The organism is Stenotrophomonas sp. S39, assembly GCF_016624665.1.
Classification (GTDB): domain Bacteria; phylum Pseudomonadota; class Gammaproteobacteria; order Xanthomonadales; family Xanthomonadaceae; genus Stenotrophomonas.
The window spans coordinates 1-13,787 of the sequence record NZ_JACVTT010000110.1 but is presented as its reverse complement, the minus strand read 5'-3'; the positions used below and the strand labels follow the sequence as shown (position 1 = coordinate 13,787).

Genomic DNA, 13,787 nt, shown 5'->3' with positions numbered 1-13,787 from the left:
CCCCCCCCCCCCAACCCCCCCCCCCCCCCCCCCCCCCCCCCCCCCCCCCGTTCTGCACTGCACCCGCATCAAGCCTTGGCGAACACCAGGTGGCCGCCATCGTTGCCGACCTCGATGGTGTCGCCGTTGACGAAGGCCCCCGAGAGGATCTTCTGCGCCAACGGGTTTTCCAGCTGTGCCTGGATCGCGCGCTTCAGCGGGCGCGCGCCATACACCGGGTCGAAGCCCACGTTGCCGAGCAGGTCGAACGCTGCATCGGACACCACCAGCTTCAAGCCACGCTCGGCCAGGCGCCGCTCCAGGCCACGCATCTGGATGCGCGCGATCTGCTTGATCTGCTGCTTGTCCAGCGGGTGGAACACCACGATGTCGTCCAGGCGGTTGATGAACTCCGGGCGGAAGTGCGCCTGCACCACGCCCATCACCGCGGCCTTCATCTGCATGTAGGCCTCCGGGCTGTCATCGCTGCCCATGTCCTGGATCTGGTGCGAGCCCAGGTTGGAGGTCATCACGATGACGGTGTTGCGGAAGTCCACGATGCGGCCCTGGCCATCGGTCAGGCGGCCATCGTCCAGCACCTGCAGCAGGATGTTGAACACATCCGGATGCGCCTTCTCCACCTCGTCCAGCAGGATCAGCGAGTACGGGCGGCGGCGCACGGCCTCGGTCAGGTAGCCACCTTCCTCGTAGCCCACGTAACCCGGGGGCGCACCGATCAGGCGGGCCACGCTGTGCTTCTCCATGAACTCGCTCATGTCGATGCGGATCATCGCGTCGGCACTGTCGAACAGGAACTCGGCCAGCGACTTGCACAGCTCGGTCTTGCCCACGCCGGTCGGGCCGAGGAACAGGAACGAGCCACCCGGACGATTCGGATCGGACAGGCCGGCACGCGAACGACGCACGGCATCGGAGACGACCTTGATCGCTTCTTCCTGGCCGACCACGCGGTTGTGCAGCACCTCTTCCATGCGCAGCAGCTTGTCGCGCTCGCCTTCGAGCATCTTGTTGACCGGGATGCCGGTCCAGCGCGAAACAACCTCGGCGATCTCCTCGTCAGTGACCTTGTCCTGCACCAGCTTGAAGTCGTGGGCATCCAGTTCCTGCGCAGCAGCCAACTGCTTTTCCAGCTGCGGCAGCAGGCCATACTGGATCTCGCTCATGCGGGCGAAATCCTGGCGGCGCTGTGCGGCTTCCAGGTCCAGCTTGGCCTGCTCCACCTGTTCCTTGATCTTCGTCGCGCCCTGCAGCGCAGCCTTCTCCGACTTCCAGATTTCATTGAGGTCGGAGAACTCGCGCTCCAGGCCGTCGATGTCATTCTCAAGATCGGCCAGGCGCTGCCGCGAGGCGTCGTCCTTTTCCTTCTTCAGCATCTCGCGCTGGATCTTCAGCTGGATCACCCGGCGTTCCAGGCGATCCAGCTCCTCCGGCTTGGAGTCGATCTCCATGCGCAGGCGCGAAGCGGCCTCGTCCATCAGGTCGATGGCCTTGTCCGGCAGCTGGCGGTCGGTGATGTAGCGGTTGGACAGCGTGGCGGCGGCAACGATGGCCGGATCGGTGATCTCGACCCCGTGGTGCACCGCGTACTTTTCCTTCAGGCCACGCAGGATGGCGATGGTGTCCTCCACCGACGGCTCACCCACGAACACCTTCTGGAAGCGACGCTCCAGCGCGGCATCCTTTTCGATGTACTTGCGGTACTCGTCCAGCGTGGTGGCACCCACGCAGTGCAGCTCGCCACGGGCCAGCGCCGGCTTGAGCATGTTGCCCGCATCCATCGCACCATCGGCCTTGCCCGCACCCACCATGGTGTGCAGCTCGTCGATGAAGAGGATGATCTGCCCTTCGCTCTTGGCCAGGTCGTTGAGCACGCCCTTCAGGCGCTCCTCGAATTCGCCGCGGAACTTGGCACCGGCGATCAGCGCGCCCATGTCCAGCGACAGCACGCGCTTGCCACGCAGGCCCTCGGGCACTTCGTCGTTGATGATGCGCTGGGCCAGGCCTTCCACGATCGCGGTCTTGCCCACGCCCGGTTCGCCGATCAGCACCGGGTTGTTCTTGGTGCGGCGCTGCAGGACCTGGATGGTGCGACGGATTTCCTCATCGCGGCCGATCACCGGGTCGAGCTTGCCACTCTCGGCACGCGCGGTCAGGTCGATGGTGTATTTCTCCAGCGCCTGCCGCTGTTCTTCGGCGTTTTCCGACTGCACGTTCTCGCCGCCACGCAGCTTGTCGATGGCGGCCTGCAGGCGCGCCTTGTCGGCGCCGGCGGCGCGCAGCGCCATGCCCAGCGTGCCGCTGTCTTCCAGCGCGGCCAGCACGAACCACTCGCTGGCGATGAAGGCATCGCCGTTCTGCTGGGCCAGCTTGTCGGTGTGGTTGAGCAGGCGCCCGAGGTCATTGCCCATCGAAACGTTGCCGGCCTGGCCGGACACCTTGGGCAGCGCATCGAGCGCCTCGGCCAGGCGCTCGCGCAGCACCGGGACGTTGACGCCGGCCTGGGCCAGCAACGGACGCGTGCTGCCGCCCTGCTGGTCCAGCAGCGCGCTGAACAGGTGTGCCGGTTCGATGATGCTGTTGTCGCGGCCCACGGCCAGCGACTGCGCGTCGGCCAGCGCCTGCTGGAAACGCGAGGTGAGCTTGTCCATCCGCATTGCGAATCCTCATCGGTCATCAGTGCCGGCCCGCGCCGGCGATGCAGGGAAGATGCGGTTGCCCCACCCGGTTTCAAGGGTGGCTGCGACTGCACCATCGGGTTGGTCAGCCTGTGGCAAGCATGCGCCCGGGCGCGTAGGCAGCGCGTTGATCCAGCGCAAGCCGCGCGCCAGGGCTGGCATGGCGGGCTCGCCAATGCCATACTTGCGAATCATTCTCATTTCGATCCATGCGCGACCGCGCCTTCCGCATGCACGCACACCACGAGCAACTGGGCACGCTGTACCGCGACCACCACCGGTGGCTGCAGGGCTGGTTGAGCGGCCGCGTGGGCAATCGCGATGTGGCCGACGACCTCACCCAGGACACCTTCGCGCGGCTGCTGCAGGGCCGCGATCTGGCCGCGCTGCGCGAGCCGCGGGCGTTCCTCACCACCGTCGCGCGCGGGCTGGCGGCCAACTGGTTCCGCCGCCAGGCGCTGGAGCGCGCCTACCTGGAGTACCTGGCGCAGTTCCCGGATCCGGTGCTGCCGTCGCTGGAAGAACAGTCGCTGGTGCGCGAGGCGCTGCAGCAGATCGACGCGATGCTGGACGGCCTGCCGCCGATGGCGCGCAGGGTGTTCCTGCTCGCACAGTTCGATGGACTGCGTTACGAGGCCATCAGTGAGCAGCTGGGGCTGTCGCTGTCCACGGTGAAGCGGCACATGAAGCGCGCCCTGATGGGCTGCCTGGCACACGCCTGCTGACGATGGGCGTGGAGGCTGCAGGCGAACGGGCGTTGTCGCCCCGTGTGCTGGAACAGGCGGCCGACTGGCTGATGCGCCTGCACGAGGACGGCAATGCCATGCAGCGTGCGCAGTGGCAGCGCTGGCACGATGCCGATCCCGAGCACGCACGCGCCTGGCAGCGTGCGGAGCGGCTGCTGGCGCTGAGTGGCCTGGTGCCACCCGCCCTCGCCCATGGCGCGCTGCAGCGCCCTGCATCGTCCGGGCGCCGCGCCGTGCTGCGCAGCGTTGCCGCGCTGCTGGTGGCGCCGCTGGGCGGCTGGCTGGCCTGGCGCCTGTACGACGATGCGGCCTGGGACGCCAGCGTGCGCACCGCCGTGGGCGAACGCCTGCGCCGCGTGCTGGACGACGGCAGCGTGCTGCACCTGGCCACGGCCAGCGCCGTCGATATCGCCTTCGATGGCCAGCAGCGCCTGCTGCGGCTGCGGCGCGGCGAGATCCATATCGACACCGCGCCCGATCCACACCGCCCCGCGCGGCCCCTGCGGGTGGCTACCCCGCAGGGAATGCTGCAGGCGCTGGGCACGCGCTTCAACGTGCGCCTGTTCGACGATGCCACCCTGCTGGTGGTGCAGCAAGGCGCGGTGCAGGTGACCGCCGCCGCCGGTGCCACGCAGCGCGTTGCAGCCGGCCAGCAACTGCGCTGGGGGGACGCCGGCTTGGCCGCACCGCAGGCCGCTGCGCCTGGCAGCGACGCGTGGCTGCACGGCATGCTGGTGGCCGACAGCCTGCCGCTGCAGGCGCTGCTGCATGAACTGGGCCGCTACCACCGGCGCTGGCTGCGGGTGGATGACACCGTGGCGGCCCTGCCGGTGTCCGGCGCATTCCCGCTGGATGACCTGCCGCGCAGCCTGTCGATGCTGGCCGCCACCTATCCGCTGCGCATCGATCAGGGCCTGACAGTACGCGTGCGCGCGGCCGCCTCGACGCAATGACACTTTTTTCGATCCTGCGTGGCAGAGGAAGTGAATCCTTCTTCTGCCGGCTCCCTCCATGCCTGTGATCCCACCCCGTTTCCGCTACAGCCTGCTGGCCATCGCCCTGGCTGCCACGCCCGCCTTCGCCCAGACCGCGCCCGCCGGGCAGCCCGCCAACGCACCGGCCTCGGCATCGCTGGGCAGTGCGCTGAGCGCCTTTGCCGCCCAGCATGGCGTCGCCCTGTCCTTCGATCCGGCGCTGACCCAGGGCCGCACCGCGCCGCCAGTCGATGCGGCAGCGGGCGTGGACGAAGGCTTCAGCACGCTGCTGCAGGGCACGGGCCTGCGTGCAGTGCGCCGGGCCGATGGCAGCTACACCCTGCAGGGCGCGAAGACCACGCGGCAGACGCAGCCGCTGCGCGTGGGGGCGTCCGATGGCAAGGTGGCGCTGCCGCAGGCGCTGCCCTTCGGCCAGGGCGTCACCCTGGATGCCGATGCCCTGGATGCGCAGGTAAAGGGCAACGGGGACATCGCCACGGCCCTGCGCAGCAACCCGGCGGTGCAGTTCAGCGATACCAACCGCAGCAGCCGCAACATGGGCGAGATCCGCCCCGATGATTTCAGCATCAATGGCGCGCCGTACTACCAGAACCTGTTCCTGCTCGATGGCGCCACGATCAACAACGATCTCGATCCGGCCGATACGCCCGACAACGGCAACCCCGCGCACAACTTCGATGTGCCCGGCGGCGCGCAGGGCATTGCCGTGGATGTGGACCTGCTGGAATCGCTGACCGTCTACGACGCCAATGTGCCGGCCTCGTTCGGCCACTTCCTGGGCGGCGTCGTGGACGCGCGCAGCCGTTCTGCAACCGACGGCCTGCATGGCAAGGTCTGGTTCCGCATGGCCCGCTCGGCCTGGGACAGCATCATCGCCAACGACGCGCAGCAGGAGAACTTCGAGGAATCCGACACGTACAAATACCAGCCGCAGTACGACAAGTACCGCGTCGGCGCGCGGCTGGAAGGACGCACGCGCGGCGGCCTGGGCATCATCGGCACCTTTACCCGCACGCGCTCGGAGATCCCCCTGCGCGCCTACGCCGGCGGCCGTGAAACCACCGGCGCGGACGTCAACACCCGCACCCAGACGCGCGAGAACACCAGCGCCACGGTGGCCCTGGACTGGAGCAATGGCGAAGGCCTGCAGCTCGGTGCCAACCTGTCCTACGCGCCCACCGACGATGTCTACTTCATCTCCAACTCGCGCGATTCGTACTTCAGCATCAAGTCCGGCGGGCCCACTGCCAGCCTGCGCGCGAACTGGACCGGCACGGCCTGGACCCTGCGCAACACCCTGAACTACAGCGAGGTGGAAACCAGCCGCCGCGGCGACCTGGACTACATGCGCAACTGGCTGATCTCCGACGACTTCGACTGGGGCGTGTCCGGCATCAGCACGGAGGGCAGCTGGGGCAATATCGACCAGCACGACCGCCGCATCGGCTACCGATTCGTGGCCGACCGCGAACCGCTGCAGCTGGGCAGCAGTGAACATACCCTGCAGTTCGGTGCCGGCGTGCAGCGCCGCGATGGCGACTACCAGCGCCTGAACGACCACCGGGTACTGCTGAGCACCGCCACCACTCGCAGCTGCACGCTGTCCGACGGCAGCGTGGATGATTTCAGCTGCTCACTGTCGCCGACCAGAAGCGGCGGCACCGGCCAGTACTTCAAGCGCATGTTCCTGTTCCATGCCGGCCAGTTCGAGGTGAGCGGCGAAGAGTACGAAGCCTGGCTGCAGGACGACATCCGCATCGGCAACTGGAACCTCCGTCCCGGCCTGCGCCTGGACCGCAACAACCTGTGGAAGCAGACCAACGTGTCACCGCGCCTGGCCGCGTCGTGGGATGTGCTGGGTGACCAGCGCACGGTCATCAACGCCGGCGTGAACCGCTATTACGGGCGCAGCTTCTACAGCTACCTGCTGCGCGATGGCCGCGAGCGCCTGCGCGACACGCTGGACCGCACCAGCGCAAGCACCCGCTGGGAAGATGCCAAGAGCACCAGGAACGTGGCCACCAACCGCCTGAGCGATGTCGATTCGCCCTACACCGACGAATGGACCCTGGGCGTGGACCAGCAGGCGTTCGGCCTGCAGTTCCACCTGAAGTACGTGGACCGCAGCAGCCGCAAGGACATCCTGCGCCGCAAGGTCGACAGCCCGGACCGCGACCTCTACAACCTCAACACCTTCGAATACACCAATGAAGGCCGCAGCGATTCGCAGACATGGACGCTGTCGGTCAGCCCGCAGCGCCCGTGGGAGTTTGCCGGCACCCGTAACAGCTTCCAGCTTTCGGCCGACCACACCGATGTGAACCGCAACTACAACAGCTACGAAGACCACCCTGACCTGTTCGAGCGCGTGCGCCTGGATGGCAAGCTGATGTACCGCTATGAACTGCCCGCCACCCAGTACCTGCGGCCCTGGAGCGCACGCCTGAGCACCCGCACCGACATTCCAGCCTGGGGCCTGAGCTGGAACAACTTCTTCCGCTACCGCGCAGGCTTCGAAGGCACCACCGAGGGCGCGCTGGAAGTCATCGACGGCGAAAGCGTACGCAACCTCACCACGCGCCGCTTCTCCGGCAGCTGGACCTGGGATGCCAACCTGGAATACCGGCGGGAGCTGCCGCGCGGGCAGGAAGCCTATGTGCGGGTGGAAGTGCAGAACGTGCTCAACCGCAGCAACCTGACCACAGCCAGCGGTGCCGCCGCCGGCACCATGTACTTCGAACCTGGCCGCAGCTTCTGGCTGGAAATGGGCTATTCGTTCTGAGCCGGCGGCCCGGCAGGCATCTGCCGGGCCATTGTCGATGAAGCGCCTGCACCCACTGCGCCTGGCCCTGCCCGTCGCTGCCCTGTTGCTGGGCAGCGCGGGCGGGCCTGCGCCCGCGCGGGACACGCCCTGCCCCGATGTGCTGCCCGCGCGCCCGGACGGTGCCTGCCTGCGCGCACTCTACAGCAGCCCCAGCACGCGCTGGCCCGCGCCGGAGGTCGACCCCGGTGTTGCCTGGCAGGAACTCGCGCCGTTGCCGGCACCGGTCGATCCTGCAGGCAATCCATCCACCCCGGCCAAGGTCGCGCTGGGGCGCCGGTTGTTCTTCGATCCGGTCCTGTCGAAATCACGGCAACTGGCCTGTGCCAGCTGCCACGATCCCGATCTGGGCTGGGCCGATGGCCGCCGCGTATCGTTCGGCCACGACCGCCAACCCGGCCGCCGCAACGCACCCAGCGTTGCCATCAGCGCACACGCATCACCGCTGTTCTGGGACGGGCGCGCCGCGACGCTGGAAGACCAGGCCCTGCACCCCATCGCCGATCCCATCGAAATGGGCTTCAGCGCGCAGGGCGCCGTGCGCCGCCTGCGCCGCGACGCGTCCTATCGCCGTGCGTTCAACGAGGTGTTCGCGCAACCGCGCATCGATGCCGCCCAGCTCGGCCAGGCCATCGCGGCCTTCGAGCGCAGCCTGTCGCCACGCAACAGCCGCTTTGATCGCTTCCTGCGTGGCAATGCGGGTGCACTGGAGGATGCCCAGCTGCGCGGCCTGCACCTGTTCCGCACGCAGGCCGGCTGCATGAACTGCCACAGCGGGGCCGCGCTCACCGACAACGGCTTCCACAACCTGGGCCTGCACTTCCACGGACGCCCACGCCAGGACCTGGGCCGCTACGAAGTCACTGGCGATCCCGCCGACAGTGGCCGCTTCCGCACGCCCTCGCTGCGTGGCGTGGCCAGCACCGCGCCGTACATGCACAACGGCCTGATCCCGCGCCTGTCGGGCGTACTGGCGTTCTACAACGTCGGCGGCGCGCGCCCGCGCGCACCGGCCTCGCCTGCGGCCGATGCGGCGCCCTTCCCTGCACCTGATCCACTGCTGCGGCCGCGCGGGCTCAGCCGCCAGGACCTGCAGGACATCGAGGCGTTCCTGCAGACCCTGTAGCTGCGATCAGCCGCCGGCGGGTGGCGCGGCAGCCGGCTTCGGTGGCAGCAGCGGCGGCGCGGCAGCAATGGCAACCGGGCAGCCATAGGTGCCGGCAACGTCCATGTACAGGCTGTAGCGCTGGGTCGCGGCGAAACCCACCCGCCAGTCCGGGTTGAACAGGGGGTCAGGCCCCGGTGCCAGGCCGATATCCACCGGCAGGTTCAGTACTTCCTCGCCGATCATCACCGGCGTGGTCGCCTCTACGTACTGGATGTCTTCGCTGCCCGCAGTGGTGATCACGTTCTTGCGCCGGATCGCAGACGCCGGCGGCGCTGCCGGCAGCGTTCCACGGGCCTGGAAGGCGCCATTGAAGCCGGTATCCACCTTGACCAGCACGTTCTGCTTGCCGGCGCGGATCGGATAACGGACGTCATATGCCTCCCCCCACAGCGTCGACAGCGTGGCCATCCGCCGCGTGCACGGCACCGGGGTGGCAGTGGCCTGGATCACCAGCGCATCCTTGTTGATGCGCACCCGGCCCAGCGCGCGCAGCACGTCCAGGCCGATGCGTGGCAGGTCGTCCTGGCCCAGCACTGCGAAGGACACGCCGCGTACCGACAGACCGCCGATCTCGAGATCGGCCGGCGCCGCCAGCGCATACAACTGCCCAGGCTTGCCATCGGCCACCATGAAACCCTCGGTCAGCGCCAGCCCGAGTTCGGCCGCCAACGTGCGCCCGATGCGCGAATGCGCCGCGCCGCTATCCAGATGCACGCGCACCTCGCGTTCGCCGGTGGCGGTACGGACCTTCAGGGCGAGCGTCGGCAGTTCGTTGTTCATCTGCAGGGGAACGCTGACATCGCTGGCAGGTGCCGGTACTACCAGCGCATTGCGCGGCCAGGCGGTGAAGCGCTCGAAATGCGGCTCACTGATGCCGGCAAGATGGATGTCGCCCACCTGGCGTTTCAACAACGGCCGGATATCACGCTCCAACAGCGTGCGGACCTGCAGCATCTGCGTTGCCCATCCGGCGATATCGCCCTGCAGCAGCAGGTTGCCTGCCAAGGTGGCCGAGCACAGGTACTCGACGCCCTTCACGCTGTCGGCCGGTTCACTGGCCACGGCCTGCAGGCATTGCTGGGCGGCTTTGCTGGAGCGTTCCAGCTCCCCACGCACCCGGTAGAAGCCTGCCTGGCCCAGCAGTCCCTTTGCCCCCTGGGTCTTGCCCAGCGCCTGCAGCCTGCCCAGTTCGGCAAGGCGCACGCTGCGGGTGTAGCGATAGGGATCGCTCAGTTCGGCGTTCGCTGTGTCCACGGTGGCAGCCGAAGCCACCGCCGTGGCGAACAACGCACTCACTCCCAACCACATTGCATGCATCGAGGTTACTCCTGTCTACCCGACGCCGACCGTATCACGGTGGTGATGACATCTGCCGCTGCAGCCTTCAGCCGCGTGTGATTGAACTGCGGATCGCGCGCAGCTGCTGTTTCACCGCACGCTCCTGCGTGGCATCCATGCGCAGCAGCGCCTTCTGCCCCACCGAGCGCGACTGCAGATCGGGATCGGCAAAGCGATAGCGGCCCCGCTCATCACGCACCACCGCCACCGGCCGCGCCGGTTCCGGGGTTTCCAGCAGATGATCGATCACCGCTACCAGGCGGTCGTTGAAGTAGCCCTGCGGCCGCCCGAGGTCGACGTAGGCCTGCTGGATCAGTGGATAGAAGCGCTTGTACGCCGTACCCGCTGCCGCAGGATCGAGCGCGGTGAATGCCTGCACATAAGGCGCGTAGCGTGCCGCGTTGCCTGCGGCAATCTGCTCGCCGTTTTCGCCGGCCTCCACCTGCAGGCCGCCAGTCAGCGGCCGCGTGGCCAGCGCAGACGGTGGCACGCTGGTCTTGTCCAGGTTGTCCACGTGGGTGACCAGGCGCTGGATCAGGTGGTCCCGCAGCAGCAGCGCCAGCCCGCCTTCCCCCTGGAACAGGCCGCTCAGCGCGGTCCACGCCGCGGTATCGCTGTCTTCCATCTTTGGCAGCGCCGGATCGGCAGCAACGTCGGTGTCCAGCGGATGCTGGATGGCCGGTGCCGAGGGCGGGGCTTCCGTGGCCGGTGCCGCAGGGGGTGCCGCAGTCGAAGGCGGTGCCGTCTGGGCAGGTACCTCCACGCGATCGGCCAGACCCTGCCACTGGTCGCGGAACAACCACGCGCCCGCACCACCAACCACCACGACGCCCAACACCCAGGGCCACACTGCTTTTCCACTCTTCTGCATGATGCGCAACCTCGCTCTGCAAACTGCTTGGACTACGTCAGACCGGCACGCGTTTGCGGGGTTCCCCGCCGCACTCGACCGTGTACTGCCGCGTTTACACTGCATCTTCGCGCAGGCCGCATGAATGCCCGCTTCGCCCACTCTGGAGTTCCAATGAAACACACCGCGGCACTACGCCTGTTCCAGCCCGGCATGGTGCTGTTTGATCCGCAGGTGCTGGATGCATTCCTGCGGCAGCACCTTGCACCGGGCGAAGCACCTTTCAGCAGGTTCGTTGATGACCCAGCGGTCGGTGATGCGGCCACGCGGGCCGGCGCGGTATTCCCGATGTACCCCATCAAAGAAGACGACTACGCGGTTTTCGTTGAACCCTCGCCTATTCCCGAGGGTGCGACACGCTGTTTCAGCCATCCCGGCGCCCCGCTGCGGGTGGACAGCGGCGTGTTGATCGCCGCCGACCTGCACGCGTTGATGGCCTGGGATGCGGATCTCTTCCTGAACTACCGGCAGCGCCTGCAGGAACGCCTGCCAAACAGCGACTATCTGGACGTGGCGCCGGGCTGTTACGACGTCGTCATCCATGGGTACATCGACCTGCCGCAACCGCACCCTCCACAGGGCTATGGGTTGCAGTTGCGGCCCGTGGCCGAACTGTCCGCGATGCGCGTAGCGGACGATTTCGACTTTGCCCTGCCCATCGCGCCACCGCGGGCCTGAAGCCAGATACTGACGTCGCCCACGCCCGGCACTCACGCCTGCTTTGCGTCCATGCAGCGACTCTGGGGGCTGGTTCGTTGCGAAGGAACAGGCCATGCACTACGCGCTGTATTACTGGACCGGCATCCAGGGCCGTGGCGAGTTCGTGCGGCTGGCACTGGAAGATGCCGGCGCCGGGTACGTGGACATGGCACGCGTCCATGGTGATGCGGTCATGGAGCCGTTCCTGCAGGGCCAGGCCGAGGGCGGGCAGCCATTTGCACCCCCGTTCCTGAAGGCCGGACGGCAGGTGATCGCACAGGTTGCGGCGATCCTGGACTTCCTCGGTCCTACGCTGGACCTGGTACCGCAGGCGGCCTCGCGGCGGATGCAGGCGCTGCAGCTGCAGTTGACCATCGCCGATCTGGTGGCCGAAGTGCACGACACCCATCATCCGATTGCCGCCTCGCAGTATTACGAGGAGCAGAAGGCCGAGGCCAAGGCGCGCGCGGCAACGCTGCGCGGCGAGCGCCTGCCGAAGTTCCTCGGCTACTTCGAGCAGGTGATCGAGGCCAACGGCGGTCGCCACCCGCTGCGCGAGCACTCCTACGTGGACCTCTCGCTGTTCCAGCTGCTGAGCGGCCTGGACTACATGTTCCCGAAGCGGATGCAGACCCTGGCGCCCACCCTGCCCCTGCTGCGGGCGCTGCAGGAGCGGGTGGCGAAACGGCCGAACATCGCCGCCTACCTGGACTCGGAGCGGCGGCTGGCGTTCAACACCAACGGCATCTTCCGCCATTACCCCGAGCTGGACGGGGACACCTGACGCCGGGCCATGCCCGGCGCCCCATCAATGCCCGGTGTCAGCCAACGGCTTCACCGGCTGCTTCTGCAGCGACAGCAGCCCCAGCAGCACGGCCAGCGCCACGTAGGCCCCGGCAAACTGCCAGCTGATGATGCGCGCCAGGCCCTGCAGATCCCACGGCAGGTAGATGCCACCGCGCGGGTCGACCGAATGGATCAGGCCGAACAGGGTCAGGCCGGCCGCCACCAGCAGGAAACCGCAGGCGCGGCGCAGGCGGCCATCGACCATCGCCGATACGGTGGCGATCCACAGCATCGAGGTGATGATGAAGCCATTGCCCAGCGCGAAGATCACCGCCAGTTCCGGCAGGCCGTGGCCATCGACATGGGTCAGCAGCGCGCCCATCTGGTCGGCGGGAATCCAGCCCGGCGCCTTGATCGCCAGCAGATACGCCGCCGAGGGCAGGAAGCCCAGCACCATCGCACCGGCGTGCTGGCGCGGGGTGGCCTGGAACGCCTGGGTGGTGATGTCGATGGACACGTACACGATGATCGGTGCCAGCACCGCCAGCGGCAGCCACTGCACCAGGCCGGAAATGATGCCCAGCATGCCGCCGATGCCGACGAACAGGCCGGTCAGCAGCGTGTAACCGCTGCGTGCGCCCATGTGCTTGTAGGCCGGCTGGCCGATGTACGGCGTGGTCTGGGCAACGCCGCCGCAGACACCGGCCACCAGCGTGGCCACCGCTTCCACCAGCAGGATGTCGCGGGTGCGGTAGTCATCGCCGGCCGCGCGCGCGCTCTCGGACACGTTGATGCCACCCACGACCATCAGCAGGCCGAACGGCAGCAGCAGCGGCAGGTAGGTCATCGCCGTCGGCAGGCCATCGATGAAGCCCAGCGTGGGCAGCGGCAGCACCACCTGCGGCGGCACCCAGGCCGGCACCTGGAAGCCCGGCACGCCCAGCCCGGCCAGACCGAGGCCGTAATAGAGGACGGTGCCGAACACGAAGGCCAGCAGCACGCCCGGGCCACGCACCGGCAGCTTGCCCTTGGCGATCAGCACGTACAGCAGCAGGCCCAGCGTGGTGAAGCCGACCAGCGGCGAACGCAGGGTTTCCAGCAGAGGCAGCAGGCCCATCAGCACCAGGGCGATGCCGGCGATGGAGCCCAGCAGCGCCGCACGCGGCAGCGCGCGGGTCACCGCTTCACCGAAGAAGGACAGGATCAGCTTCAGCACGCCCATGATGACCAGCGCGGCCATGCCCAGCTGCCAGGTGGCGATTGCCGCGGCGTGCGGGTCCATGCCCTGCTGCTTGAAGGCAGCAAAGGCCGGGCCAAGCACCAGCAGGGCCATGCCGATGCTGGTCGGCGCATCCAGGCCCAGCGGCATGGCCGTGACATCGTCGCGGCCGGTGCGTGCGGCCAGGCGGCGCGCCATCAGGGTGTAGAGCAGGTTGCCGACCAGCACGCCGAAGGCCGTGCCGGGGAACATGCGGCCAAACACCACATCGGCGGGGAACTGGAACATGCCGATGAGGGCCATGGCGATGAAGCCAAGGATGGAGAGGTTGTCGACGACCAGGCCGAAGAAGCCATTGAAGTCGCCAGCGACGAACCAGCGGCGCGGTGCGGCGGGAGCGGGAGCGGACATGGAAGGGGCGGTGGGGGGT

At 67.9% G+C, this 13,787-nt stretch carries 10 protein-coding genes; 6 read left to right on the top strand and 4 right to left on the bottom strand.

The annotated features are described in order from the left end of the window. Positions 1–68: 68 nt before the first annotated feature. Positions 69–2,654 carry an ATP-dependent chaperone ClpB gene (gene clpB / locus IAE41_RS19815; protein WP_200734278.1) on the bottom strand — a complete coding sequence of 862 codons (2,586 nt, stop codon included), beginning with the start codon at positions 2,652–2,654 and terminating at the stop codon, positions 69–71. Between the two features lie 230 nt (positions 2,655–2,884). Here clpB and IAE41_RS19810 point away from each other — a divergent pair, with 230 nt between their 5' ends. From IAE41_RS19810 to IAE41_RS19795, 4 genes are read left to right on the top strand one after another with little or no spacing between them, the layout of a single operon-like run. Next, entirely contained in the window at positions 2,885–3,400 is a 516-nt protein-coding gene (locus tag IAE41_RS19810; RefSeq protein ID WP_234458878.1) for a sigma-70 family RNA polymerase sigma factor, read from the top strand. Between the two features lie 32 nt (positions 3,401–3,432). Next, on the top strand, positions 3,433–4,374 hold the full coding sequence (locus IAE41_RS19805) for a FecR domain-containing protein (RefSeq protein WP_200734277.1): 942 nt from the start codon (positions 3,433–3,435) through the stop codon (positions 4,372–4,374). A 58-nt stretch (positions 4,375–4,432) separates the two neighbouring features. After that, the gene (locus IAE41_RS19800; protein WP_200734276.1) at positions 4,433–7,198 is read left to right on the top strand and encodes a TonB-dependent receptor; all 2,766 of its coding nucleotides are present in this window, start codon (positions 4,433–4,435) and stop codon (positions 7,196–7,198) included. Between the two features lie 37 nt (positions 7,199–7,235). Beyond that, positions 7,236–8,363 (top strand): cytochrome c peroxidase, encoded by a 1,128-nt coding sequence (locus tag IAE41_RS19795; protein ID WP_200734275.1) that lies wholly within the window; start codon positions 7,236–7,238, stop codon positions 8,361–8,363. A 6-nt stretch (positions 8,364–8,369) separates the two neighbouring features. Here the strand turns inward: IAE41_RS19795 and IAE41_RS19790 are convergent, their stop codons facing one another. Both IAE41_RS19790 and IAE41_RS19785 read right to left on the bottom strand, forming a co-directional pair. Further along, positions 8,370–9,722 carry an aspartyl protease family protein gene (locus IAE41_RS19790; RefSeq protein ID WP_234458876.1) on the bottom strand — a complete coding sequence of 451 codons (1,353 nt, stop codon included), beginning with the start codon at positions 9,720–9,722 and terminating at the stop codon, positions 8,370–8,372. Positions 9,723–9,789: 67 nt separating this feature from the next. Beyond that, on the bottom strand, positions 9,790–10,614 hold the full coding sequence (locus tag IAE41_RS19785; protein ID WP_200734274.1) for a DUF3014 domain-containing protein: 825 nt from the start codon (positions 10,612–10,614) through the stop codon (positions 9,790–9,792). Between the two features lie 120 nt (positions 10,615–10,734). On the opposite strand from IAE41_RS19785, the gene IAE41_RS19780 reads away from it, so the two are divergent. Both IAE41_RS19780 and IAE41_RS19775 read left to right on the top strand, forming a co-directional pair. After that, positions 10,735–11,331 carry a hypothetical protein gene (locus IAE41_RS19780; protein WP_200734273.1) on the top strand — a complete coding sequence of 199 codons (597 nt, stop codon included), beginning with the start codon at positions 10,735–10,737 and terminating at the stop codon, positions 11,329–11,331. A 94-nt stretch (positions 11,332–11,425) separates the two neighbouring features. Continuing rightward, positions 11,426–12,136, top strand: a complete 711-nt coding sequence (locus IAE41_RS19775; RefSeq protein ID WP_200734272.1) for a glutathione S-transferase — start codon at positions 11,426–11,428, stop codon at positions 12,134–12,136. A 24-nt stretch (positions 12,137–12,160) separates the two neighbouring features. Here the strand turns inward: IAE41_RS19775 and IAE41_RS19770 are convergent, their stop codons facing one another. Continuing rightward, positions 12,161–13,768: a hypothetical protein gene (locus tag IAE41_RS19770; protein WP_200734271.1), complete on the bottom strand. Its 1,608-nt coding sequence runs from the start codon at positions 13,766–13,768 to the stop codon at positions 12,161–12,163. Between the last annotated feature and the right edge of the window lie 19 nt (positions 13,769–13,787).

Bases quoted from the DNA above. Each gene is read 5' to 3' on its own strand.
- clpB (WP_200734278.1), bottom strand. From the start codon at position 2,654: ATGCGGATGGACAAGCTCACCTCGCGTTTCCAGCAGGCGCTGGCCGAC.
- IAE41_RS19810 (WP_234458878.1), top strand. From the start codon at position 2,885: ATGCGCGACCGCGCCTTCCGCATGCACGCACACCACGAGCAACTGGGC.
- IAE41_RS19800 (WP_200734276.1), top strand. From the start codon at position 4,433: ATGCCTGTGATCCCACCCCGTTTCCGCTACAGCCTGCTGGCCATCGCC.
- IAE41_RS19795 (WP_200734275.1), top strand. From the start codon at position 7,236: ATGAAGCGCCTGCACCCACTGCGCCTGGCCCTGCCCGTCGCTGCCCTG.
- IAE41_RS19790 (WP_234458876.1), bottom strand. From the start codon at position 9,722: ATGCATGCAATGTGGTTGGGAGTGAGTGCGTTGTTCGCCACGGCGGTG.
- IAE41_RS19785 (WP_200734274.1), bottom strand. From the start codon at position 10,614: ATGCAGAAGAGTGGAAAAGCAGTGTGGCCCTGGGTGTTGGGCGTCGTG.
- IAE41_RS19780 (WP_200734273.1), top strand. From the start codon at position 10,735: ATGAATGCCCGCTTCGCCCACTCTGGAGTTCCAATGAAACACACCGCG.
- IAE41_RS19775 (WP_200734272.1), top strand. From the start codon at position 11,426: ATGCACTACGCGCTGTATTACTGGACCGGCATCCAGGGCCGTGGCGAG.
- IAE41_RS19770 (WP_200734271.1), bottom strand. From the start codon at position 13,768: ATGTCCGCTCCCGCTCCCGCCGCACCGCGCCGCTGGTTCGTCGCTGGC.